This is a genomic window from Enterobacter sp. EC_50 (genome assembly GCF_019584525.1).
GTDB classification, from domain to species: domain Bacteria; phylum Pseudomonadota; class Gammaproteobacteria; order Enterobacterales; family Enterobacteriaceae; genus Enterobacter; species Enterobacter roggenkampii.
The window spans coordinates 19,739-43,122 of record NZ_VDAF01000003.1 but is presented as its reverse complement, the minus strand read 5'-3'; the positions used below and the strand labels follow the sequence as shown (position 1 = coordinate 43,122).

Genomic DNA, 23,384 nt, shown 5'->3' with positions numbered 1-23,384 from the left:
GTCTTCCTTAGTGCAAACCAAAAACGTTAAGCATGGTGGAGAGCTTCACGCCCGTCTCGCGCCACTCGCCCACCGGGGAGGAGGCAGGCACAATGCCCGCACCGGCAAACAGGCGAACGGTATTTTCGCGAAGACGCGCGCAGCGGATGGTCACCACCCACTCGCCGTTGCCTTCGCTGTCGCACCAGCCAACGATGCCGCCGAACAGCTCGCGGTCGAACGGCTCCAGCTCGGCAATCAGCTCTTTCGCCGCCTGATGCGGGAAGCCGCTCAGCGCCGGGGTCGGGTGCAGCAGGCAGGCCAGCGTCAGGGCGTTCTCGTTTTCACGCGCCTCGCCTTCTACCGGCGTTGCCAGATGCCACAGCGTCGGCGTGGTAATCAGCTGAGGAGAATCAGGCATGCTGAGATGGTGGCTGCGCGGTGCCAGAATGGTCTTCATCGCCTGGGTGACCAGATCGTGCTCGTGACGGTCCTTTTCGGAGGCCAGCAGCTTGTTGCCCGCCTCGCGATCCAGCACGTCGTCAGGCTGACGGCGCGCGGAGCCCGCCAGCGGCAGCGAACTAAAGTACGCCCCCTCTTTGCGCAGCAGCAGCTCCGGGCTGGCGCCCAGCAGCACGCCGCCGTCTTCCAGCGGCACGTGGAAGTTGAAGCTCGCCGGGTTCTGGGCGATCAGGCGCTCCATCAGGGCGCCGCTGTCCAGGCGTTTGTCGGTCGCAATATCAATCAGGCGCGACAGGACCACCTTGTTCACCTGCGGCGTCGCGGTCAGCGACGCGGCGCGAGCGACCATCTCTTCGAAGACGGGCTGCGGCGGGATCTCGGTGCGTTGTGCCACCTTCAGGGCCTGCGCGCCGGAAAAATAGCGTGCGGACTGCTGACGTGCGGGACGGGAAAAGGTCTCCCAGCGTTGCGGAATAAACAGCGACGAGGGCTTGCGGGTGTCGAACGGGATCGCCCCCACCATCACCGGGTGAGCAATACCGCTGGCTTTTGCCGTGCGGAAGGCCTGGGCTAATTTTTGCTGGAAGCGACCCGCCGGATCGTCACCGCCGACGGCGGGTTCACTGAAGCGGGCAAAGCAGCCGGACGTGGTAAAGCTGCGGTAAGGCGACATAAAGAAAAAACGGTCTGATTCCAGCGTGGTTGCGGCGTGCTGAACTTCCTCAGCCAGGGACGTATCCATATCATCCTCCTCAAAATGATAAAAGAAGCAATAATGATTATCATTTATATTTTCGTCGGCTAACCTAATCCCACATCGCTTCGCTGTCAACCGTCGGGCAAATAACTTGTGCGACAAAAGCTTGCATCCCGGTGCGGCAAATATGAAAATGAGAAGCATTATCTCCAACAAAAACAGGATCCCGCGCTGTGAAATTCCCTGCCGTTTTCCGTAATCCCCTGCTTTTATTATCACTTTTTGTTTTAGGACTTACCTCAGCTGCCGCCGCCGACTGGCCCCGTCAGGTGACCGACAGCCGCGGCGTTCACACGCTTGAGAGCAAACCGACGCGCATTGTCTCCACCAGCGTGACCTTAACCGGCTCCCTGCTGGCCATTGACGCACCGGTCGTCGCCAGCGGCGCGACCACGCCGAACAACCGCGTGGCGGATGGACAGGGTTTCCTGCGCCAGTGGGGCGATATCGCGAAGCAGCGCAAGGTTGCCCGGCTGTATATCGGCGAGCCCAGCGCTGAAGCGGTGGCCGCGCAAATGCCTGACCTGATTTTGATCAGCGCCACCGGCGGGGATTCCGCGCTGGCGCTGTACGATCAGCTTTCCGGCATTGCGCCGACGCTTATCATCAACTACGACGACAAGAGCTGGCAGGCGCTGCTGACTCAGCTGGGCGCGATCACCGGACACGAAAAGCAGGCCGCAGAGCGCATTGCCGCGTTTGATAAACAGCTCGCGCAGGTGAAACAGCAGATGACGCTGCCGCCGCAGCCGGTGAACGCCATCGTCTACACCGCCGCCGCGCATTCCGCCAACCTGTGGACCGCCGAATCGGCGCAGGGCAAGCTGCTGCACCAGCTGGGCTTTACGCTGGCGGACCTGCCTGCCGGGTTGCAGACCTCAACAAGCCAGGGCAAGCGCCACGACATTATCCAGCTGGGCGGTGAAAACCTGGCGACGGGGCTGAACGGCGAAGGGCTGTTTGTGTTTGCCGGTGACGAGAAAGACGTGGCGGCGATTTACGCTAACCCACTGCTGGCGCACCTGCCGTCGGTGAAAAACAAGCGCGTGTGGGCGTTGGGAACCGAGACGTTCCGCCTGGATTATTACAGCGCGATGCTGGTGTTGCAGCGTTTGAATGCGATGTTTAAATAAGAGGCACGTTCCCCGTAGGCCCGGTAAGCGCAGCGCCACCGGGCGTTTTGTCGGGTGGCGGCTCCGCCTTACCCGACCTACAAGGTCACCACACTCTCCTGCCTGAACCGGCGCAATTCCACCAGCGCCACCAATAAGATCACACCAACCATTGCTAACACAAACCCGCTGCTGCTCGCCGACGCCGCCGGGGTCATTATTGCCCCCAGCCCGCCGAGGATCGCCGCGCCAATGGCATCACCCGTGACGTTCTGCGCGGTCCACAGGCCGTTAATGCGCCCGAGCATTCCTTCCGGCGTCTGGGTCTGGATCAGGGTGTACTGCAGCAGCGAGCTGATGGCGCTCAGCCAGCCGAAGATCACCAGACACATCACTCCCAGCGCCCAGACCGGCATCAGGCTGAAGAAGCCAATGGCGATAAACGAGGCCAGCGTGGCAAGCAGCATAATCAACCCCGGCCGCGCGCTCTGTGCCAGGTTGCCGCTGGTCAGCGCCCCGCACGCCGCGCCGAGCGGAATGGCGGCGTAGAGAATGCCTATTTCCGAGGCGCTCATCTGCCACTCGCCCGCCAGCGCCGGGTAGAGCACGCGCACGGCGCTCGCCATCGTCAGCAGGCCGCCGAGCAGCGCAATCCCGCCAATCAGCGGGTTGCTGAACAGGAAACGAATCGCGGCCATCAGCGATTTCAGCGGATGCTCGCGCGGCTGCGGCGGAGGAGGCAGCAGCGGCAGGCGCAGCAGCGTCAGCGTGGTGATAAAGGTCCCCGCCGCGGCCAGGCCGTAGTTCCACGCCACGTTGCCGGTTGCCAGCAGCAGGCCGCCCACCATCGGCGAAATCACCGAGCCGAGGCGCACGGTGAGCATGGTGATCGCCCCCGCCTGCATCAGGTTCTCGCGCCCGACCAGCGCGGGCGTCGCCGCCAGCAGCGCCGTCACGCCTAACGAGGCGAAGAAACCGTCCCACAGTCCCAGGGCATAAATGGCGATCAGCGACGGCTCCGGCAGCATGGCGTTCAGACACAGCCCGATAAAGCCCACGCCGCAGGTGCCGCGCGCCAGCAGGATCAGCTTCTTGCGCTCGTAGCGGTCCGCCAGCACGCCGCCGACCATCAGACCGATAAACATCGCCCCGCCGGTTAACGTCACCGATAACCCCACCAGCCAGCTGGAGTGGGTCATCGTCTGGATCTGGACCGGTACGGCCACGCCGAGCAGGCCGAGGGATAAAATGGAGATAAAGCGGGCGATAAACACGGCGCGATACGCCGGGTGCGTTTTCAACAGGCTGAGGTTAAGCAGCCAGGATTTTTGATTCATGACAAAGCCTTGAGTCTATTTCTACCCATTCCATGGGCGCACATGCTAACATAGCCAAATAAGATAGATAACGATAATCACTATCATTATCAAATCATGGATGTTGCTATGTCGTTTTCCTCATCTTCGGTGCGCGCCGTTGCCGTGCCCGTTTTATTGCTGCTATTGAGCCTCGCGATTGCACTCAGCCTGCTGGTTGGCGCCAGGCCGCTGCCTGCGTCCGTTATTGTCGATGCGTTCTCCGGCACCTGTCAGAGCGCTGACTGCACTATCGTGCTCGACGCCCGCCTGCCCCGCACCCTTGCCGGACTGCTGGCCGGCGGCGCGCTCGGCCTTGCCGGTGCCCTGATGCAAACCCTCACCCGCAACCCGCTGGCGGACCCCGGCATTCTCGGCGTTAACTCTGGCGCCAGCTTTGCCATCGTGCTCGGCGCGGCGCTGTTTGGGTTTACTTCTCCCTCTGAACAGCTGGCGATGGCTTTCTGCGGCGCGCTGGCCGCCTCGCTGGTGGTGGCGTTTACCGGCAGCCAGGGCGGCGGACAGCTGAGCCCGGTACGCCTGACGCTGGCGGGCGTGGCGCTTGCCGCGGTGCTGGAAGGCTTGTCCAACGGCATCGCCCTGCTCAACCCGGACGTTTACGACCAGCTGCGCTTCTGGCAGGCCGGTTCGCTGGATATCCGCACCCTTGAAACCCTGAAAGTGGTGGCGTTCCCGGTCATTATCGCTGCTGCCGTGGCGCTGTGTTTAAGCCGGGCGCTGAACAGCCTGAGCCTCGGCAGCGACACCGCGACCGCCCTCGGCAACCGCGTGGCGCGTACGCAGCTGACGGGCCTGCTGGCCATCACCGTGCTGTGCGGCAGCGCGACCGCCGTGGTCGGGCCGATCGCCTTTATCGGCCTGATGATGCCGCACATGGCGCGCTGGCTGGTGGGGGCGGATCACCGCTGGTCTCTGCCGGTGACTCTGCTGGCGACGCCTGCCCTGCTGCTGTTTGCCGACGTGCTGGGCCGCCTGCTGGTGCCGGGTGAACTGCGCGTCTCGGTGGTCAGCGCCTTTATCGGCGCGCCGGTGCTGATTTTCCTGGTGCGCCGTAAACGCGGAGGTGGCGCATGAGGGCCCCGTCCCGGCGTTTAGTCACCAGCGTCTCCCTGCTGGTCGTCGCCAGTCTGCTGCTGGCGGTCTGGAGCCTGCAAAGCGGTGCCGTAACGCTTGATTTCGCGCAGGTCTTTCACGCTCTCACCGGCAGCGCGCCGCGTAACATCACCATGGTGGTCACCGAGTGGCGACTGCCGCGCGTGGCGATGGCAATCCTGGTCGGCGCGGCGCTCGGCGTCAGCGGTGCGATATTCCAGTCGCTGATGCGCAACCCGCTCGGCAGCCCTGACGTGATGGGCCTCAATACCGGGGCCTGGAGCGGCGTGCTGGTGGCGATGGTGCTGTTCGGCCAGCACCTGACGGCCATTACCTTCACGGCGATGGCGGGCGGCATTCTGACGTCGCTGGTTATCTGGCTGTTGGCCTGGCGCAACGGTATCGACACCTTCCGGCTGATCATTATTGGTATCGGCATCCGCGCGATGCTGATGGCCTTTAACACCTGGCTGCTGCTGCAGGCCTCGCTGGAAACGGCGCTTTCCGCCGGGATGTGGTACGCAGGTTCTCTCAACGGCCTGACGTGGGGCAAAACCTGGCCCGCCGCGCCGCTGATTGTGCTGATGTTTATCGGCGCGCTGCTGCTGGTGCGGCGCATGCGGCTGCTGGAGATGGGCGACGACAGCGCCTGCGCGCTGGGCGTGAGCGTCGAGCGCTCGCGCCTGATGCTGATGCTGGTGGCGGTACTGCTGACCGCAGCCTCCACCGCCATCGCCGGGCCGATCTCGTTTATCGCCCTTGTCGCGCCGCATATCGCACGACGTCTAAGCGGGACGGCGCGCTGGGGATTAACTCAGGCGGCGCTGTGCGGCGCGCTGTTACTGCTGGCCGCCGATCTCTGCGCCCAGCGGCTGTTTATGCCTTACCAGCTTCCGGTGGGCGTGGTGACCGTCAGCCTCGGCGGGATTTACCTTATCGTCTTGCTCGTTCAGGAGTCACGCAAGAAATGACAGACACAACCACCCGCTTGCGCGGCGAACATCTCACCCTCGGCTACGGCAACAAAATCGTTGCCCGAGACTTAACCGTTGCCATTCCGGACGGCCACTTCACCGCGATTATCGGCCCGAACGGCTGCGGAAAATCGACCCTGCTGCGCACGCTGAGCCGCCTGATGACGCCGGTGGAGGGGAGTGTCTTCCTGGACGGGGAGCAGATCCAGCGCTTCGCCAGCAAAGAGGTGGCCAGGCGCATCGGGCTGCTGGCGCAAAACGCCACCACGCCTGGGGACATCACGGTGCAGGAGCTGGTCTCGCGCGGGCGCTACCCGCACCAGCCGATGTTTACCCGCTGGCGCAAGGAAGATGACGAGGCGGTGAACCGCGCGATGCGGGCGACGGGCATCACCGATCTCGCCCAGCAGAGCGTGGACACCCTTTCCGGCGGCCAGCGTCAGCGGGCGTGGATTGCGATGGTGCTGGCGCAGGAAACGTCGATCATGCTGCTGGACGAGCCGACAACCTGGCTGGACATCAGCCACCAGATTGATCTGCTGGAGCTGCTGAGCGAGCTGAACCGCACGCAGGGGTACACCCTGGCGGCGGTGCTGCACGATTTAAACCAGGCGTGCCGCTACGCCACGCACCTGATTGCCTTGCGCGACGGGGAGATTGTGGCGCAGGGTGCGCCGAAAGAGATTGTCACGCCGGAGCTGATCGCGCGGATCTACGGTATGCGCTGCATGATTATTGACGATCCGGTGGCGGGAACGCCGCTGGTGGTGCCGTTAGGTCGGCGGTAATTGCCGGGTGGCGGCTACGCCTTACCCGGCCTACACTCGGCTCCCGTAGGCCGGGTAAGGCGTAGCCGCCACCCGGCGCTTTTGACGTTACCCCAAAATATTCCTCAACACTGGCCCAATTTTCTCAAACGCCTGCGGTGAAATGATATCCACGTGGGCGCAATCCTGGCTGTAGACCTCCAGCTCGCCCACCCACGGCGCCCAGGCCGTATGCGGATCCATCGTTCGCGTGCGTTCGGCAACAAACAGCGTTGCCTTACCATCAAAGCGTGAACTGTGCGCCGTGGTGAGCAACCGCACCGCATCGGCGTAGTTGCCTTCGATAGCGTTAAACAGCTCGCTGGAGCCCTGTCCCTGCTGGGCGGCGATAAACGCCTGCCGCTCGCGCTCGATCTCCGCCAGCACCGCCGGGTCGAGGCCGTTGGCCTCTTTTTCCGCCCAGTTCTGGGTTTCCGGCGGCCAGGTATCCAGCAGGCCGAGGAACGAAACCGCTTCACCCTGCTGGCGCAGGCAGGCCGCAATCCCTTGCGCCAGCGTGCCGCCGAGGGAATAGCCGAACAGGTAATACGGCCCCTGCGGCTGCTGCTTACGTAACGTAGACAGGTGGCGCTCAATCACCCCATCCAGATCCGCACACTGCTGCATCGGCCCGTCCGGGCGCGGCGACTGAATGCCGACGATTGACCAGCGCGGGCTGAGATAGCGCGCCAGGACGCTAAACTGCCAGGCAAAGCCGGACGCCGGATGGAAGCAGAACAGCGTCGGGCCGTTGCTTTCACGCAGCGGCAGAAGGGTTTCATACCCCAGACGCTGCGCCTGCTCGTCGCTCAGTTGAGAGTCCAGCAGCGCGCTAAGCTTACTCACCGTCGAGGCGACCATAATCTGCCCCGGCGTGACCTTGCGGTTGAACGCGAGGCTGAGCTGAGCCGCGAGGCGCATCGCCAGCAGCGAGTGGCCGCCGAGGGCAAAGAAATCCGCCTCAATGTCGCTGATCTCACAGCCCAGCAGCGCGGAAAACGCCTGCGCGACGGCGACTTCGGTTTCAGTCTCCGGCGCACGGCCGGAGGATTTACTCGTCAGCTCCGGCAGCGGCAGCGCCTTGCGGTCAAGCTTGCCGTTCGCGCTGAGCGGCAGCGCGCTGATTTGCAGCAGCACCACCGGCACCATATGCGGCGGCAGCTGGGTTTTGAGCGATTCCAGCAGCGCGTCGCGGTCCAGCGGTAAGCCGGATTCAGAAACCACGTACCCCACCAGCTGGCGGGCATCGCCGCCCGTTGCCGCCGCCTGGTTGAAGACGCAGGCGTGCGCCACGGCCTGGGCCACGTCCGGCAGCGACAGCATCGCCCGGTCGATTTCACCCAGCTCGATACGCTGGCCGCGAATTTTCAGCTGGTCATCGCTGCGGCCCAGATACTCCACCGCGCCGTTGTCCAGCCAGCGGGCAACGTCACCGGTGCGGTACATCCGTTCGCCGGGCGCGAACGGATCGGCGATAAAGCGGCTGGCGGTCAGGTCCGGACGACCCAGATACCCCTGCGCCAGCTGGATGCCGGTGAGGTAGAGATCCCCCGCCACGCCGAACGGTACCGGGCGCATCATCGCATCCAGAATGCGCAGCCCCGTGTTCCACACCGGGAAGCCGATCGGCACGCTGTTGCCTTCCACCGCCGCCAGCTCGGGCCCAAACGCCGGATACCAGCTGACGTCCACCGCCGCTTCCGTCGGGCCGTAAAGATTATGCAGCGGCACGTGCGTCAGCTGTTCCCACTCGCGGCACAGCGCCGTCGACAGCGCTTCGCCGCTGCAGAACACCTGCTTAAGCGTTCTGCAGCAGTCGACGTTTTCCGACGTCAGCGAGGCGACAAACGCCGCCAGCATCGACGGCACGAAGTGGGTAGTGGTCACGCCGTAGTGCGTGAAGAAGCTCTGCATCGCCTGCGGATCGCGGTGCGCGTCCGGCTCCGCCATCACCAGTTTCGCCCCGGCGATAAACGGCCACCAGAACTCCCACACCGACACGTCAAAGCTGCACGGCGTTTTCTGCGCCACCACATCGTTCGCGCCCAGCGGATAATGGTTCTGCATCCACTTCAGGCGGTTAACGATGGCGGTATGGCCGACCATGACCCCTTTTGGACGCCCGGTCGAGCCGGAGGTAAAGATGATGTACGCCGTCTGCTCCGGCTTTGCCAGACGCAGCGGTTCAGCATCGGTGGCCGGTAAAAGCGTGTTGTAACTAAACGTCTCGACGGACAGATCGCTAAAGCGCGGAAGCTGTTCGTCGGTGGTAATGAGCAGGGACGGTTTCGCGTCCTCGAGCATCATCCGCAGGCGATCGTCCGGGTAGCCGGTGTCGAGCGGCAGCCACGCGGCGCCCGCCTCCACAATGCCGTGCAAGGCTAACGTCAGGAATACCGAGCGCGGCAGGGCCACCGCCACGCTGTCGCCCGGCTTCACGCCGCGCGCGCGCAGCAGGTTTGCCAGCGCGACGACCTGCTCGCGCATCTGACGATAGCTGAGTTCAACGTGCGCATCCGCCAGCGCCGGGGCATCCGGCGTTTTGCTCGCCTGTTCCGCCACCAGATCCGCGAGCGTGGTGGACGGCAGCGCCAGCCCGGTATCGTTGATGCGCGCGAGCTTTGCGTATTCCTGTTCTGAAACGGTTTCCACCTCGCCGCAGCGCAGGTCCGGGTTGGCCGCAAACTGCACCAGCATCGCGTTCAGGCGCGCCACGTGTCGCGTCAGCGTCGCCTCGTCGTAGCGCTGCTTATTGGCGAGGATCTCCATGCTCAGCCCGCCCTGCTCGTCCGGGAACAGCGCCAGCTCCAGATCGTTCACCGGGCCGGTCGCCAGCGTGTGGGTGATGGCCTCCACGCCGTCGATATCCAGCTGGTAGTCGAACACTTTAACGTTCAGCACCGGGCCAAACAGCGCTTCATCCCCCGATGCTTTCCCGCTGTCGCGCACGATCTGCTCGGCGTCGTAGCGCTGGTGGCGGCGCATTTTTTTCAGCTGGTTCGCCAGGCGCAGCGCCAGCGAAGGAAGGCTCTCCTGGGGATCGATATTGACCGCCAGCGGCAGGACGTTAAGCACCGGCCCGGTCGCGGTGAGCGCCGCGGACCCCATCCTTCGCATAAAGATAAACCCGGCGGCGTAGTCCAGCCGTCCGGTGAGGCGCCCCAGCCACAGCGCCACCAGCGCAAGCGCCAGGTCGGTGCGCTGTACCTGCCCTGCCGCCTGTGCAAGCTGGCTGAAGGCGCGGCCGTCGGCGGTAATTTTCAGACGCAGAATGTCGGTCGTGGCGGCGCGGCCCGGCAGCGGCGCGGAGGAGAGCGAGACCGGAGAAGGCAGCTCTTTGCGCTGCCCGGCCCAGAAGGCGCCGTCGCGCCGGTACGCCTCGCTGTCGCGATAGCGCTGATACTCGTCCACCACCTCTGCAAATGGCGTAAACGGGGATTCCGGCGTGGGTTCGCCCTTTTTCCACGCGGCATAAATCGCAGCGATCTGGCGAGTTATGGCCGGGAAGCTGAAGCCATCCACCACCAGATGGTGATAGCGCTGATACCAGTACCAGTGGTTTTCACCGACCTGAATCAGCTGATGGAAAGCGAGCGGCTGACCGCTGTCGACGCGCAGGTTCTGGTTAAGATCGGCGTTCATCAGCGCCACGGCGGCGGCGTGGGAATCAACGCGAACGATGGACGGTTCCGGCAGAATGAAGGTGTCATCCACCCACTGCCACACCTCACCGTTGTCTTCCGCAAAGCGCATGCGCAGGGTATCGGCCTGCATCATGCCCGCGGCAACGGCTTTTGCCAGCAGCGGCGCATCGATATTGCCTTTCAGCTCGGTGTAGTGCGCCACGCTCCAGGCGTTTGGCAGCGTGGACAGCTGTTCCGCCATCCAGATCCCCGGCTGGGCGGCGACGAGAGGAAGACGGTTCATGCGTTCTCCCCCGCGAAATAAGACGGCTCAAGCGTCTGCCAGCGTTCCGCCAGCCACTGCTGGCACGCCTCCTGAGACTGTGCTTCGCACACCACGCCCCACCCTGCCGGCAGTTCGCACTGCTGTGGCCACAGGCTGTACTGCCCCTGGTCGTTTTGCAAAATGGCGAACTGTCCCTGCGGATTATCGAAAGGATTGCTGAATTCCATACAGACTCCGTTAGTGAATAAGCGGCTGCCAGAGGGTGATAAGCCCCTGCGTCAGCCCACCGCGCCAGCAAAGCGCATCGTGTCCGCCGTCAACCTGACGCCAGATAACCGGTTGGTGTGTGTGCAGTTCGGCATAAATCGCCTGATTCGCGCGGAAGATGAGCGGCTCGTTGCGCCCGGCCTCAAGAAGGATGCGTAGCCCGCGAGGGGATATTTCGCCGGTTTTAAGTTGCTCGATTAACAGCCCGTCCTGCTGGCCGCCGCGGTGTGGCCACCAGTAGGAGCCGGACTGGCTAAGCACGCAGCCAAAACGCTGCGGCCAGTGGAGGCCAGCATAAAGCGACGCGAGACCGCCAAAGCTCTGGCCAGCCACCACCGTACGGTCAGCACGGTCACTAAACGGCACGCGTTTTTTAACAAGGGGGAGAAGTTCTTCCTGCACCGCCAGCCAGAAGTCGGGATTGCACGGCAGCTCGCGGTTGCGATGCGCCATATCGATAACATCGATTAAGACGTAGACCGCTGGCGGCAGGTTGCGCCCGGCGGTGAGCGACGCCAGCGCAGGCCAGACCGGCATGCTTTCGGCCCAGAACTGCCCGTCGAGCAGCACCGCCAGCGGGCGTTCCGGGCTATGATCCCCGGTGGTGAAAATCCAGATGCGGCGGCGATTTTTCAGGCGCGCGCTTTCCCACTCAATGCAGGCTGGCGGCTGATACGGCGTATCGGGATGATTCCACCCCGGCTGAACCGGTGCTTGCGGCATTTCCAGCGCCGAGACGGCATGGCCACGCCCGCCGCGCCAGCTTTGCGGGTTCAGCGGGTCTGAAACCGCGTGCGGCAGCAGCTTGCGCCACCCTTCGCGCAGCGCCATGCGTTCCGGCTGCTCGCCTTCAAACACAACGCTGGCAAAATCGTTTTCATTCACGGAAGGGATAAAACAATAGCTTCCGCGCCACTCGGGGCTGAACTCGCCCTGCCACTGCCAGACGTCGGTATCGGGAATGCGTTCGAGGGACTGCGGGCGGGCATTTTGGTGGTGATCGGTCACGCCGGTGACGTAGAGCCAGACGCGTTTGATCGGTGACGTTCTTTGCGTTCCTGCCGGGTCACGCCACCAGAACGTGACGCGATAGTTTCCCTTTTCCGGCGTCCATTCAGGCCCGTTTTTCGACTGCCACCACGCTTCACTTCCCGTTGTTAACGCCGTCACCCTTATAACCTCATGTTTAACAGTCTTTTTTGTTTCAGAGCAAATTTTATTGATAATATTATTGATAACTATTTGCATTTGCAATAGCGTAGTGCCCGCGCTGTGGGAAGCGCTCATAAAACAACCACAAAAGCAGGACGTACAATGAATAAGAAGATTCACTCTCTGGCCTTGCTGGTCAATTTAGGGATTTATGGCGTCGCGCTGCCTGCTCTGGCAGACGACAACACCGCCTCTGCGCAGCACGAAGACACGATGGTGATCACCGCCGCCGAGCAGAATCTGCAGGCGCCGGGGGTATCGACCATCACCGCCGATGAGATCCGGAAAAACCCGCCCGCGCGCGACGTGGCGGAAATCATCCGCACCATGCCGGGCGTTAACCTGACCGGTAACTCCACCAGCGGCCAGCGCGGGAATAACCGTCAGATTGATATCCGCGGCATGGGGCCAGAAAACACCCTGATCCTGATCGACGGCAAGCCGGTGACCAGCCGTAACTCCATCCGTCTGGGCTGGCGCGGCGAGCGTGACACCCGCGGCGATACCGGCTGGGTGCCGCCGGAGATGATCGAGCGCATCGAAGTGATCCGCGGTCCGGCCGCCGCGCGCTACGGCAACGGCGCGGCAGGCGGCGTGGTGAACATCATCACCAAAAAATTCGACGACCAGTGGCACGGCTCCTGGAACACCTACCTGAATGCGCCTGAGCACAAGGATGAAGGTTCCACCAAACGCACCAACTTCAGCCTGAGCGGCCCGCTGGGCGGTGACTTCAGCTTCCGCATGTTCGGTAACCTGGACAAAACCCAGGCCGACGCGTGGGACATCAACCAGGGCCATCAGTCTGACCGAACCGGCGCCTACGCCGACACGCTGCCTGCTGGTCGCGAGGGTGTAGAAAATAAAGACATCAACGGCGTGGTGCGCTGGGACTTTGCGCCGATGCAGTCTCTGGAATTTGAGGCGGGCTACAGCCGTCAGAATAACCTCTACGCCGGTGATACCCAGAACACTAACAACGACAACAGCTCCAGCGGCCTGGTGAAAAAGAACTACGGCAAAGAGACCAACCGTATCTATCGCCAGAACTTCGCGGTGACCTGGAACGGCGGCTGGGATAACGGCATTACCACCAGCAACTGGGCGCAGTACGAGCACACCCGCAACTCCCGTCTGGGTGAAGGTCTGGCGGGCGGTACGGAAGGCTTGTTCAACAGCAATAAATTCACCGATACCGATCTGGCCGACGTGATGCTGCACAGCGAAATCAACCTGCCGATTGATTTCCTCGTTAACCAGAACCTGACGCTGGGTACCGAGTGGAACCAGCAGCGCATGAAAGATTCCACCTCCTTCACGCAAACCCTGCAGGGCGGCACCATTCCGGGCATGAGTAACGATCGGAGCCCGTACACGTCGGCAGAGATTTTCTCCCTGTTCGCCGAAAACAACATGGAGCTGACCGACAGCACCATGCTGACCCCTGCCCTGCGCTTCGACCACCACACCATCGTCGGCAACAACTGGAGCCCGTCCCTGAACCTGTCGCAGGGTCTGGGGGATGACTTCACGCTGAAGATGGGCATCGCCCGCGCCTATAAGGCACCAAGCCTGTATCAGACCAACCCGAACTACCTGCTCTACAGCAAAGGTCAGGGCTGCTACGCCAGCTCCGACGGCGTAGGCTGCTACATGATGGGTAACGACGATCTTAAGGCCGAAACCAGCATCAACAAAGAGATTGGTCTGGAGTGGAAGCGCGACGGCTGGCTGGCGGGCGTGACCTGGTTCCGCAACGACTACCGCAACAAGATCGAAGCGGGCTACGCGCCGATCGGCCACACCTCGTCCGGTAAAGTGCAGACGGATATCTACCAGTGGGAAAACGTGCCGAAAGCGGTGGTTGAAGGGCTGGAAGGCTCCCTGAACGTGCCGGTCAGCGACACCATTAACTGGACCAACAACATCACCTACATGCTGCAGAGCAAGAACAAGGAGACCGGCGACCGTCTGTCGATCATTCCGGAGTACACGCTGAACTCGACACTGAGCTGGCAGGTTCATCAGGACGTGTCGCTCCAGTCGACCTTTACCTGGTACGGCAAGCAGCAGCCGAAGAAGTACAACTACAAAGGTCAGCCTGTGACCGGGTCTGAAAAAGACGAGGTCAGCCCGTACAGCATCGTTGGTCTGAGCGCGACCTGGGACATGACCAAAAACGTCAGCCTGACCGGCGGCGTGGATAACGTCTTCGACAAGCGCCAGTGGCGTGCGGGTAATGCCCAGACGACCGGGAACGCCACCACCGGCGCGTATATGTACGGCGCGGGGGCTTATACCTATAATGAGCCAGGCCGCACGTGGTATATGAGCGTGAATACGCGATTCTGATAAAGGCAACAACGCCGCCCTCTCCCCGTGGGAGAGGGCTGGGTGAGGGCATCAGGCCGCACTATTTATTGATAGAGGGGAAACCATGCACACCACCCACCGCACGTTCATTCTCGCCGGCCATACCGTACACCACGTCACCTTCGACCCAACCACCTTCACCGACGCCGATCTCCTCTGGCTCCCCCACCACGCTGAGCTTGCAAACGCCGGGCGCAAACGCAAAGCCGAGCATCTGGCAGGCCGCATCGCCGCCGCGCATGCCTTACCTGACCACACCGTGCCCGGCATCGGCCCCAGCGGTGGACCGCTCTGGCCGGAAGGCGTTTCAGGGAGCATCACCCACAGCGGCACGCAGGCGATGGCGGTTGCCGTCCGTTATCCAGACGCGCTTGTGGGTATTGATTGCGAAGCCATTCTTCCTGACCGTGAAGCCCGAGAAATCCAGGACGGCATCATTAATGCACAGGAAGCGATGTGCCTGACGCGCTCGGGCTACCCCTTTGCGCTGGCGTTGACGCTTGCATTCAGCGCCAAAGAGAGTCTGTTTAAGGCGCTCTACCCACGGGTGAAGATTTACATGGGTTTTGACTGTGCCCGCATAACAAGACTCAATGAGAAAACACTCACGCTGGCGCTGACCTACCCACAGGCTGAGTTTAAAGTAGGAACTCTATTTACACTTCACTGGCTGCTTCATGGCGACCACGCGATCACTTTGCTGTAACGCTCATCAGGTTTCGAAAATCTTCTTTCAGTCCATATTTGATTTATTTCTCACAACGCAAAAATCGTTTTTTAGGAATATATCAATCTTCTTTTCCATTTCGACAGGAGTAGGATAAAAACTCAATAACCATATTATTACAATGGATTTATAATGCCGGTAAATGAACGCATTATTCCCACCTCAGGAACCCCGATTAACCCAGGCGGTATCCGACAACTCACCATCGGTGAGATAGCCCTCGCGAAGACGCTTTACGGTTACAGTATCCATTATCATCTAGTGTGGGTGCACAGGGAAAGTTATCTTCCTTTTAATCTCCAGCCTGTCGATATAGCGATGAGTCCCAATGGTGAAATGTGGTTTAGAGAAGAAACTTATTCACCTGATTTCTCATTAGAGGACGACTTAGTTAAGAAGCATAGATTTATGCATGAGATGATGCACGTCTGGCAAACACAAAAAGGGATGTTTGTCAGGACCAGAGGATTATTTTCAGGTATTGCTGACTATACTTATAGTTTAGATAAAGTAGATTTATTGCATTATGGGTTAGAACAACAAGCATCAATTGTAAGCGATTACTGGTTATTGAAATACTTTGGTCTGGATAAAAATCAAAGTTTATTACAATATCGCGATCTGCATCTTAAAGAAACACTCTATCATCTCCTGAGTAAATACCAAACAGTCTTAAAAGGATTTCCCGGATGAAAAAACTGCTATTCATTATAGCTATGTGTATTTCAATTACCGGTTGCCCCGGTGGTAAACGAGCCCCAAAAACACGACTAACTTTTATTAATGGCAATCATATTTGTTTCAGCATAAATAAGAATGACATATTGAAGTATTATACAATATATTCAAGCAAATCCCATCAGATAAGCATAATGGCGGGTTCCGGATACGGTGATTTAAACCTTTCCTATCCTGATACCTGTATGAATATTAAATGGGAGAATGAACATACTTACGTAATTCACTACGGCTTAAATGGCAAAGAATATGTACATCAGTTCGATATCGATAAAAATGGCAAGCTAATAAATTTAGGAGAACGATAATGTCACTACCCGCTTACCTATTTCTCTACGACGAGAACGGAATGCTCGTACAGGGCGAATGTATGATGCCAGGTAGAGAAGGTGCTATCGAAATCATGAACAGCAGCTATGGTGTAAAACAAGCCGTCGATAGTCATACCGGAAATATGACCGGAACACGACAGCATGGCCCGGTTACGCTGCATAAGCAATTAGATAAGGTAAGTCCTTACCTTGCCGTTGTCGCTTGCGAAGGAAGACGCCTGCAAAAAGCCATTATTAAATATTATGAAATTATTGAAGCGGGAGCAGAAAGAGAGATCTACACCATCACGCTTGATAGCGTGGTAATCTCATCTTTAGATTTTACGCATGTATACTATCCAGGCAGTTCTGCCCCTAACATGCATGAAGTAGTAGGCCTGCGATTTCGTGGCATTCAATGGAACTATGTTAAAGGCAATATTATTTATGATGATGCATGGATGAAACCTGCGCAGAAAGAAAAACAGAATGGTGAATATAAATAAAGGAAATATTGCCTTTCAGTCCCAAAGTACATTTAACGCCTGATGGCGCTTCGCTTATCAGGCCTATGGTAAACCGGTTTTGTAGGCCGGGTAAGGCATCGCCGCCACCCGGCATGAAGGCAGCGGCGATGCCTTTTTACGTTCTTCACTTCAAGGTTCAAACATCCGGGAACATCACGCTATTCCCCGGCGCTTCCCTGTGCAGATGGATAAAGTTCAGGTGCCGTTCATACTGGTCCAGAATGTCCGTAATCACCTGCTCCTTGCTGTAGTCCATCAAATCATTCCCCTGGCTTCCTTCAAGCAGGAAGGTCTCCAGCCGGTAGTAGGTCGATTTCCCGCTGCGCGCCCGGTAGGTAAAGCCGGGGACCGAGTACTGCTGCGGCCAGATCTGGTAGACAAAGTTCTGCTCGTCGCCCATGTGCACCAGCAGATCCAGGTGCCCCAGGGTTTCACCCTCCTCCGGCGGCAGATTTTTCAGCTCCACGTAGGCGCCACGCAGCTTCAGCTCCTGCGCCACCTCTTCCATTGCCGGGAAGCAGACCGTCTCCATCATCTGTTTGGTGTAGCGCGTGCCCGGGTAGTTCATCAGGCGCGACAGGCGTTTCTTCCAGCTCAGCCTGTCCTGCGCCCCCATCGGACGCGGTGCGGTATCGCGGCTGGCGCTGACGCGGCGGTAATCTTCCACCTTGAGCGATTTATACAGCCCGGCCATCACAAAGAAGATGACGAAGCTGAACGGCAGCCCCATGATCACCGTGGTGTTCTGTAGCGCCGAGATGCCGTTGGTCATCAGCATGCCGAGCGTCAGCAGGCCGATGGCGACCGACCAGAAGATGCGCAGCCAGTTCGGCGCATCGCTGTTGATGTCCTTCAGCTTCGAGGTGAAGTTACCCAGCACCAGCGCGCCGGAATCCGCCGAGGTGACGTAGAACAGCAGGCCGGTAATGGTCGCCACGGAGGCGCTAAAGGTGAACGCCGGGTACTGCGCCAGCAGGCTGTAGAAGCCGCGCTCCGGGTGCGCCATCGCTTCCTGTGCAAAGGTCGCGTTGCCGTGGATAATCTCATGCAGCGCGCTGTTGCCGAACACCGACAGCCACAGCAGGGTAAAGGTGAACGGGATAATCAGCGTGCCCATCACAAACTGGCGGATGGTGCGCCCGCGCGAAATACGCGCCAGGAACAGGCCGACAAACGGCGACCATGCGACCCACCACGCCCAGAAGAACAGGGTCCAGTTGTTCATCCACTCCACCGGACGGTCAAAGGCGAAGCTGTTCAGCGTCATGCCCATAAAGCGGTTCACGTAGTCGCCCACGTTCAGCACTAAGGCATTGAGCAGGAACGAGGTGTCGCCCATAAACAGCACGAACAGGATGAGGCCCAGCGCCAGCGCCACGTTCAGTTCGGAGAGCACGCGGATGCCTTTATCGACGCCCGACGTCACCGAAATGGTGGCAATAATGACGGAGAGCGCAATCAGCGCCGCTTTCGCCGCCATCGAATCCGGAATATCAAACAGCACGCTCAGCCCGTAGTTGAGCTGCACCACGCCAATCCCGAGCGTGGTCGCAATACCGAAGATGGTGCCGATCACAGCCGCGATATCGACGCTGTGGCCAATCGGGCCGTTAATCTTTTTACCGAAAATCGGGTACAGCGCGGAGCGAATGGTGAGGGGCAAATTATAACGATAGCTAAAGTATCCCAGCGCCATGCCCATCAGGGCGTACATTGACCAGCCGGTCAGGCCGTAGTGGAACAGCGTCCAGACCATCGCCTGGCGCGCGGCCTCCATCGTCTGCCCTGCCCCTTCCGGCGGCTGCATATACTGCGTGACCGGTTCCGCCACGGAGAAGAACATCAGGTCAATGCCGATGCCCGCGGCAAACAGCATCGCGGCCCAGCTCAGCAGGCTGAACTCGGGCTTGGACTGCTCGGGACCGAGCTTCACGGAGCCGAAGCGCGAGCAGGCAATGCAGACCACAAAGACGATGTAGAGCGTGGCCGCCAGCAGGTAGTACCAGCCGAAGGTCTTCGATACCCAGTTCAGGGTGCGCCCAATCCACTCGGCAGAAAAATCGCGAAAGAAGATCGTTGTCAGGGAAAACAACAAAATCAGCCCGGCGGACGTATAAAAAACGACCGGGTTGATTTTGTCTTTTTCTCTGTCCTGTGAAAGGTCTGTCATCCAGTATCCTCACTGTTTTTGTAACTATTAAAATCCAAATCCGCAACAATTAAGACACATTTTATATTGAACGTCCAATCAAAAACCGCTTTAATGGTTAACCAACGCTGATGAATGGAGTGGCAAAAATGCCCAAAGTGGGGATGCAGCCGATCCGGCGCAGGCAGCTTATCGACGCCACGCTGGAAGCAATAAATGAAGTGGGAATGCACGACGCGACGATCGCGCAGATCGCCCGTCGGGCGGGCGTTTCCACGGGGATCATCAGTCACTATTTCAAAGACAAAAATGGTCTGCTGGAAGCGACCATGCGCGACATCACCGGCCAGCTGCGCGATGCGGTATTAAGCCGCCTGCACGCCCTGCCGAACGGCAGCGCGGAGCAGCGTCTGCAGGCGATTGTCGGCGGTAACTTTGATGAAACCCAGGTGAGCAGCGCGGCGATGAAGGCCTGGCTGGCCTTCTGGGCAAGCAGCATGCATCAGCCCATGCTCTACCGCCTGCAGCAGGTCAGCAGCCGCCGCCTGCTGTCGAACCTGGTGTACGAGTTTCGCCGCGAGCTTCCGCGCGAGCAGGCCCAGGAGGCGGGCTACGGGCTGGCGGCGCTGATCGACGGGCTGTGGCTGCGCGCCGCGCTGAGCGGCAAGCCGCTGGATAAGACCCTGGCGCAGTCGCTCACCAGCCACTTTATCAGCCAGCATTTACCGACCGACTAACCGAGGAGAATTTATGTCCCGAATGGCAGAACAGCAGCTTTATATCAATGGTGGTTATACATCGACCACCAGCGGTCGCACCTTCGAGACCATCAACCCGGCCAACGGTGAAGTCCTGGCGACCGTTCAGGCCGCCGGGCGCGAAGACGTCGATCGCGCCGTTGAAAGCGCAACGCGCGGGCAAAAAGTCTGGGCGGCGATGACCGCCATGGAGCGCTCTCGCATCCTGCGTCGCGCCGTCGACATCCTGCGCGAGCGCAACGACGATCTGGCAAAGCTGGAAACCCTCGACACCGGTAAAGCGTATTCCGAAACCTCAACCGTGGATATCGTCACCGGTGCGGACGTGCTGGAGTACTACGCGGGGCTGATCCCGGCGCTGGAAGGCAGCCAGATCCCGCTGCGCGAGACCTCATTCGTCTATACCCGCCGCGAGCCGCTGGGCGTGGTGGCGGGCATCGGCGCGTGGAACTACCCGATCCAGATCGCCCTGTGGAAATCGGCCCCGGCGCTGGCGGCGGGCAACGCAATGATCTTCAAGCCGAGCGAAGTGACGCCGCTTACCGCCCTGAAGCTTGCCGAAATCTATACCGAAGCGGGTCTGCCGGATGGCGTGTTTAACGTCCTGCCGGGCGTGGGTGCGGAGACCGGCCAGTACCTGACCGAGCATCCGGGCATCGCCAAAGTCTCCTTTACCGGCGGCGTCGCCAGCGGCAAAAAGGTGATGGCGAACGCCGCGGCCTCCTCCCTGAAAGAGGTGACGATGGAGCTGGGCGGCAAATCGCCGCTGATTATTTTTGACGATGCGGATCTGGATCTCGCGGCAGACATCGCCATGATGGCCAACTTCTTCAGCTCCGGCCAGGTGTGCACCAACGGCACCCGCGTGTTTGTTCCGGCTAAGTTCAAAGCCGCGTTTGAGCAGAAAATCACTGAACGCGTGGGCCGCATCCGCGCGGGCGATCTGTTCGATGGAGCTACCAACTTTGGCCCGATGGTCAGCTTCCCGCACCGCGACAGCGTGATGCGCTACATCGCCAAAGGCAAAGAGGAAGGCGCGCGCGTGCTGTGCGGCGGCGACGTGCTGAAGGGCGAAGGCTTCGATAACGGCGCGTGGGTGGCCCCAACCGTGTTCACCGACTGCACAGACGAGATGACCATCGTGCGCGAAGAGATCTTCGGCCCGGTGATGTCCATCCTCACCTATGAGTCCATTGAGGAAGCGATTCGCCGCGCCAACGACACCGACTACGGGCTGGCGGCAGGCATCGTCACGACCGACCTGAACCGCGCCCACGGCGCCATTCATCAGCTCGAAGCGGGCATCTGCTGGATCAACACCTGGGGTGAATCCGCCGCAGAGATGCCGGTCGGCGGCTACAAGCACTCCGGCATTGGCCGCGAGAACGGCGTGATGACGCTGCAGAGCTACACCCAGGTGAAGTCCATCCAGGTTGAGATGGGTAAATTCCAGTCCATATTTTAACCGGGAGGTTTATTTGCAATTTGACTACATCATTATCGGGGCCGGCTCTGCCGGCAACGTGCTGGCTACACGACTGACTGAAGATCCGAACACCACCGTCCTGCTGCTTGAAGCAGGCGGACCGGATTACCGATTTGACTTCCGCACCCAGATGCCCGCCGCGCTGGCGTTCCCGCTGCAGGGCAAGCGCTACAACTGGGCGTACGAAACCGAGCCAGAACCCTTCATGAACAAGCGCCGCATGGAGTGCGGACGCGGCAAAGGGCTGGGCGGCTCGTCATTGATCAACGGCATGTGCTACATCCGCGGTAACGCGATGGACCTCGACCACTGGGCGAAAGAGCCGGGCCTGGAGCACTGGAGCTACCTCAACTGCCTGCCCTATTACCGCAAGGCAGAGACGCGCGACGTGGGGCCGAACGACTACCACGGCGGCGACGGTCCGGTGAGCGTTACCACCTCGAAACCGGGCGTGAACCCGCTGTTTGAGGCGATGGTGGAGGCGGGCGTGCAGGCGGGCTATCCGCGCACCGACGATCTCAACGGCTATCAGCAGGAGGGCTTCGGCCCGATGGACCGCACGGTCACGCCGCAGGGCCGACGCGCCAGCACCGCGCGCGGCTATCTGGATCAGGCGAAACCGCGTCCGAACCTGACCATCCGCACCCACGCCATGACCGATCGCATCCTCTTTGAGGGCAAGCGCGCGGTGGGCGTCGAGTGGCTGGAGGGTGAAAGCACCATCCCCTCCAAAGCGACGGCAAAAAAAGAAGTGCTGCTGAGCGCCGGGGCGATTGCCTCCCCGCAGATCCTCCAGCGCTCCGGCGTGGGCAACGCTGACCTGCTGAAGCAGTTTGATATCCCGCTGGTGCACGATCTGCCCGGCGTGGGGGAAAACCTGCAGGATCACCTGGAGATGTACCTCCAGTACGAATGTAAAGAGCCGGTCTCCCTCTACCCTGCCCTGCAGTGGTGGAACCAGCCGAAGATTGGCGCGGAGTGGCTGTTTGGCGGCACCGGCATAGGTGCGAGCAACCACTTCGAAGCGGGCGGGTTTATCCGCAGCCGCGAGGAGTTTGAGTGGCCAAACATTCAGTACCACTTCCTGCCGGTGGCGATTAACTACAACGGCTCGAACGCGGTGAAAGAACATGGCTTCCAGTGCCACGTCGGCTCCATGCGCTCGCCGAGCCGTGGACACGTGCGCATCCAGTCGCGCGATCCGCACCAGCATCCGGCGATCCTGTTCAACTATATGTCCCACGAGCAGGACTGGCAGGAGTTTCGCGACGCGATCCGCATCACCCGCGAGATCATGCACCAGCCCGCGCTGGACAAGTACCGCGGCCGTGAAATCAGTCCGGGTATTGACTGCCAGACCGACGAGCAGCTGGACGAATTCGTGCGCAACCACGCGGAAACGGCGTTCCACCCGTGCGGCACCTGCAAGATGGGTTACGACGAGATGGCGGTGGTCGACGGCGAAGGCCGCGTTCACGGGCTGGAAGGGCTGCGCGTGGTGGATGCGTCGATTATGCCGCAGATCATCACCGGCAACCTGAACGCCACCACCATTATGATTGGCGAGAAGATTGCCGATGCCATTCGCGGTCGCGAGCCGCTGGCGAAGAGCACGGCGGCGTATTATGTGGCGAACGGGGCACCGGTGAGACGCTAAGTCATTTGCCCTCTCCCCACCGGGGAGAGGGAATTCACTTCCCCGCCACAAATTTATTTTCATTTCCCTGCATCCAGTTTCCCCCCGCCCCTCGTATATGAGTATGTGAGCAACGCCTTTGCTCCTTAATCCGAGGATAAATGATGAAAAAGCTACTCAGTGTTGCATTCGTATCCAGCGCGATACTCTTCTGTGCAGGCGCATCAGCAGCCATGACGTCAGACACCGTGATGGTGGGCGGAGCGGCGATGTTCCCGAGCAAAAATATTGTTGAAAACGCCGTGAACTCGAAAGATCACACTACGCTGGTGGCCGCCGTCAAAGCGGCCGGGCTGGTGGATACGCTTCAGAGCAAAGGGCCCTTAACCGTCTTTGCGCCGACCGATGCGGCGTTTGCGAAATTGCCTGCCGGCACGGTCGAGAACCTGGTCAAACCCGAAAACAAAGCCACGCTCACCAGCATTCTGACCTATCACGTGGTCGCCGGTAATTACGATATGAAAGCGCTGGAGCAGAAAATTAAACAGGGCGGCGGCCACGCGGAGCTGAAGACCGTTAACGGTCAACCGCTGTGGATCATGAGTAACGGCCCGCACAATATTCAGCTCAAGGACGGTAAAGGTAACGTGGCGAACATCAGCACCTACGACGTCCATCAGAAAAATGGCGTGATCGATGTGATTGATACCGTCCTGATGCCTAAGTAGTTGTC

At 60.2% G+C, this 23,384-nt stretch carries 19 protein-coding genes; 13 read left to right on the top strand and 6 right to left on the bottom strand.

Features of this window, described 5'->3' with window-relative positions; all coding sequences use genetic code 11:
* Positions 1 to 7 precede the first annotated feature (7 nt).
* Complete coding sequence (entC, locus tag FHC48_RS03475; RefSeq protein ID WP_059363403.1) at positions 8 to 1,183, bottom strand: isochorismate synthase EntC; 1,176 nt, start codon at positions 1,181 to 1,183, stop codon at positions 8 to 10.
* 188 nt (positions 1,184 to 1,371) lie between these two features.
* Between entC and fepB the strand changes: the two genes are divergently transcribed.
* Positions 1,372 to 2,331: a Fe2+-enterobactin ABC transporter substrate-binding protein gene (fepB, locus tag FHC48_RS03470; protein ID WP_059363401.1), complete on the top strand. Its 960-nt coding sequence runs from the start codon at positions 1,372 to 1,374 to the stop codon at positions 2,329 to 2,331.
* Positions 2,332 to 2,408: 77 nt separating this feature from the next.
* Here the strand turns inward: fepB and entS are convergent, their stop codons facing one another.
* A complete protein-coding gene (entS, locus tag FHC48_RS03465; RefSeq protein ID WP_059363398.1) occupies positions 2,409 to 3,647 on the bottom strand; it encodes an enterobactin transporter EntS in 1,239 nt (412 codons plus the stop codon).
* Positions 3,648 to 3,755: 108 nt separating this feature from the next.
* Between entS and fepD the strand changes: the two genes are divergently transcribed.
* From fepD to fepC, 3 genes are read left to right on the top strand one after another with little or no spacing between them, the layout of a single operon-like run.
* Positions 3,756 to 4,760 (top strand): Fe(3+)-siderophore ABC transporter permease, encoded by a 1,005-nt coding sequence (gene fepD, locus FHC48_RS03460; protein WP_059363395.1) that lies wholly within the window; start codon positions 3,756 to 3,758, stop codon positions 4,758 to 4,760.
* A complete protein-coding gene (fepG, locus tag FHC48_RS03455) occupies positions 4,757 to 5,749 on the top strand; it encodes an iron-enterobactin ABC transporter permease (protein WP_059363393.1) in 993 nt (330 codons plus the stop codon). The genes fepD and fepG overlap by 4 nt, the downstream gene beginning before the upstream one ends.
* Positions 5,746 to 6,540 carry an iron-enterobactin ABC transporter ATP-binding protein gene (fepC, locus tag FHC48_RS03450; RefSeq protein ID WP_059363391.1) on the top strand — a complete coding sequence of 265 codons (795 nt, stop codon included), beginning with the start codon at positions 5,746 to 5,748 and terminating at the stop codon, positions 6,538 to 6,540. Before fepG ends, fepC begins: the two co-directional genes overlap by 4 nt.
* 87 nt (positions 6,541 to 6,627) lie before the next feature.
* Here fepC and entF read toward each other — a convergent pair whose 3' ends face one another.
* Genes entF through fes form a run of 3 tightly spaced genes read right to left on the bottom strand, consistent with a single transcriptional unit; the run spans position 6,628 to position 11,904 of the window.
* The gene (gene entF, locus FHC48_RS03445; protein WP_119312014.1) at positions 6,628 to 10,485 is read right to left on the bottom strand and encodes an enterobactin non-ribosomal peptide synthetase EntF; all 3,858 of its coding nucleotides are present in this window, start codon (positions 10,483 to 10,485) and stop codon (positions 6,628 to 6,630) included.
* Complete coding sequence (locus FHC48_RS03440; protein WP_021242619.1) at positions 10,482 to 10,694, bottom strand: MbtH family NRPS accessory protein; 213 nt, start codon at positions 10,692 to 10,694, stop codon at positions 10,482 to 10,484. Before FHC48_RS03440 ends, entF begins: the two co-directional genes overlap by 4 nt.
* 10 nt (positions 10,695 to 10,704) lie before the next feature.
* Positions 10,705 to 11,904: an enterochelin esterase gene (gene fes, locus FHC48_RS03435; RefSeq protein WP_059363387.1), complete on the bottom strand. Its 1,200-nt coding sequence runs from the start codon at positions 11,902 to 11,904 to the stop codon at positions 10,705 to 10,707.
* Positions 11,905 to 12,048: 144 nt separating this feature from the next.
* Here fes and FHC48_RS03430 point away from each other — a divergent pair, with 144 nt between their 5' ends.
* The 5 genes from FHC48_RS03430 (at position 12,049) to FHC48_RS03410 (ending at position 16,601) form a co-directional block, all read left to right on the top strand.
* Positions 12,049 to 14,298, top strand: coding sequence for a TonB-dependent siderophore receptor (locus tag FHC48_RS03430; protein ID WP_008500981.1), 2,250 nt, complete (start codon positions 12,049 to 12,051; stop codon positions 14,296 to 14,298).
* 85 nt (positions 14,299 to 14,383) lie between these two features.
* The gene (gene entD, locus FHC48_RS03425) at positions 14,384 to 15,025 is read left to right on the top strand and encodes an enterobactin synthase subunit EntD (protein ID WP_059363385.1); all 642 of its coding nucleotides are present in this window, start codon (positions 14,384 to 14,386) and stop codon (positions 15,023 to 15,025) included.
* A 153-nt stretch (positions 15,026 to 15,178) separates the two neighbouring features.
* Entirely contained in the window at positions 15,179 to 15,739 is a 561-nt protein-coding gene (locus FHC48_RS03420; RefSeq protein ID WP_059363383.1) for a hypothetical protein, read from the top strand.
* Positions 15,736 to 16,092 carry a putative T6SS immunity periplasmic lipoprotein gene (locus FHC48_RS03415; RefSeq protein ID WP_023293071.1) on the top strand — a complete coding sequence of 119 codons (357 nt, stop codon included), beginning with the start codon at positions 15,736 to 15,738 and terminating at the stop codon, positions 16,090 to 16,092. Before FHC48_RS03420 ends, FHC48_RS03415 begins: the two co-directional genes overlap by 4 nt.
* Complete coding sequence (locus FHC48_RS03410) at positions 16,092 to 16,601, top strand: type VI secretion system tube protein Hcp (protein ID WP_059363381.1); 510 nt, start codon at positions 16,092 to 16,094, stop codon at positions 16,599 to 16,601. The genes FHC48_RS03415 and FHC48_RS03410 overlap by 1 nt, the downstream gene beginning before the upstream one ends.
* 157 nt (positions 16,602 to 16,758) lie before the next feature.
* Here FHC48_RS03410 and betT read toward each other — a convergent pair whose 3' ends face one another.
* A complete protein-coding gene (gene betT, locus FHC48_RS03405) occupies positions 16,759 to 18,792 on the bottom strand; it encodes a choline BCCT transporter BetT (RefSeq protein WP_024906970.1) in 2,034 nt (677 codons plus the stop codon).
* A gap of 128 nt (positions 18,793 to 18,920) precedes the next feature.
* On the opposite strand from betT, the gene betI reads away from it, so the two are divergent.
* From betI to FHC48_RS03385, 4 genes are all read left to right on the top strand, one after another.
* The gene (gene betI / locus FHC48_RS03400; protein WP_008500977.1) at positions 18,921 to 19,508 is read left to right on the top strand and encodes a transcriptional regulator BetI; all 588 of its coding nucleotides are present in this window, start codon (positions 18,921 to 18,923) and stop codon (positions 19,506 to 19,508) included.
* A gap of 13 nt (positions 19,509 to 19,521) precedes the next feature.
* Positions 19,522 to 20,994 carry a betaine-aldehyde dehydrogenase gene (betB, locus tag FHC48_RS03395; protein WP_119312011.1) on the top strand — a complete coding sequence of 491 codons (1,473 nt, stop codon included), beginning with the start codon at positions 19,522 to 19,524 and terminating at the stop codon, positions 20,992 to 20,994.
* A gap of 13 nt (positions 20,995 to 21,007) precedes the next feature.
* On the top strand, positions 21,008 to 22,672 hold the full coding sequence (gene betA / locus FHC48_RS03390) for a choline dehydrogenase (protein ID WP_021242628.1): 1,665 nt from the start codon (positions 21,008 to 21,010) through the stop codon (positions 22,670 to 22,672).
* Between the two features lie 143 nt (positions 22,673 to 22,815).
* Positions 22,816 to 23,379 carry a fasciclin domain-containing protein gene (locus FHC48_RS03385; protein ID WP_059363377.1) on the top strand — a complete coding sequence of 188 codons (564 nt, stop codon included), beginning with the start codon at positions 22,816 to 22,818 and terminating at the stop codon, positions 23,377 to 23,379.
* The last annotated feature ends 5 nt before the right edge of the window (positions 23,380 to 23,384 follow it).

Bases quoted from the DNA above. Each gene is read 5' to 3' on its own strand.
- entC (WP_059363403.1), bottom strand. From the start codon at position 1,183: ATGGATACGTCCCTGGCTGAGGAAGTTCAGCACGCCGCAACCACGCTG.
- entS (WP_059363398.1), bottom strand. From the start codon at position 3,647: ATGAATCAAAAATCCTGGCTGCTTAACCTCAGCCTGTTGAAAACGCAC.
- fepD (WP_059363395.1), top strand. From the start codon at position 3,756: ATGTCGTTTTCCTCATCTTCGGTGCGCGCCGTTGCCGTGCCCGTTTTA.
- fepG (WP_059363393.1), top strand. From the start codon at position 4,757: ATGAGGGCCCCGTCCCGGCGTTTAGTCACCAGCGTCTCCCTGCTGGTC.
- fepC (WP_059363391.1), top strand. From the start codon at position 5,746: ATGACAGACACAACCACCCGCTTGCGCGGCGAACATCTCACCCTCGGC.
- entF (WP_119312014.1), bottom strand. From the start codon at position 10,485: ATGAACCGTCTTCCTCTCGTCGCCGCCCAGCCGGGGATCTGGATGGCG.
- FHC48_RS03440 (WP_021242619.1), bottom strand. From the start codon at position 10,694: ATGGAATTCAGCAATCCTTTCGATAATCCGCAGGGACAGTTCGCCATT.
- FHC48_RS03430 (WP_008500981.1), top strand. From the start codon at position 12,049: ATGAATAAGAAGATTCACTCTCTGGCCTTGCTGGTCAATTTAGGGATT.
- entD (WP_059363385.1), top strand. From the start codon at position 14,384: ATGCACACCACCCACCGCACGTTCATTCTCGCCGGCCATACCGTACAC.
- FHC48_RS03420 (WP_059363383.1), top strand. From the start codon at position 15,179: ATGCCGGTAAATGAACGCATTATTCCCACCTCAGGAACCCCGATTAAC.
- FHC48_RS03415 (WP_023293071.1), top strand. From the start codon at position 15,736: ATGAAAAAACTGCTATTCATTATAGCTATGTGTATTTCAATTACCGGT.
- FHC48_RS03410 (WP_059363381.1), top strand. From the start codon at position 16,092: ATGTCACTACCCGCTTACCTATTTCTCTACGACGAGAACGGAATGCTC.
- betT (WP_024906970.1), bottom strand. From the start codon at position 18,792: ATGACAGACCTTTCACAGGACAGAGAAAAAGACAAAATCAACCCGGTC.
- betI (WP_008500977.1), top strand. From the start codon at position 18,921: ATGCCCAAAGTGGGGATGCAGCCGATCCGGCGCAGGCAGCTTATCGAC.
- betB (WP_119312011.1), top strand. From the start codon at position 19,522: ATGTCCCGAATGGCAGAACAGCAGCTTTATATCAATGGTGGTTATACA.
- FHC48_RS03385 (WP_059363377.1), top strand. From the start codon at position 22,816: ATGAAAAAGCTACTCAGTGTTGCATTCGTATCCAGCGCGATACTCTTC.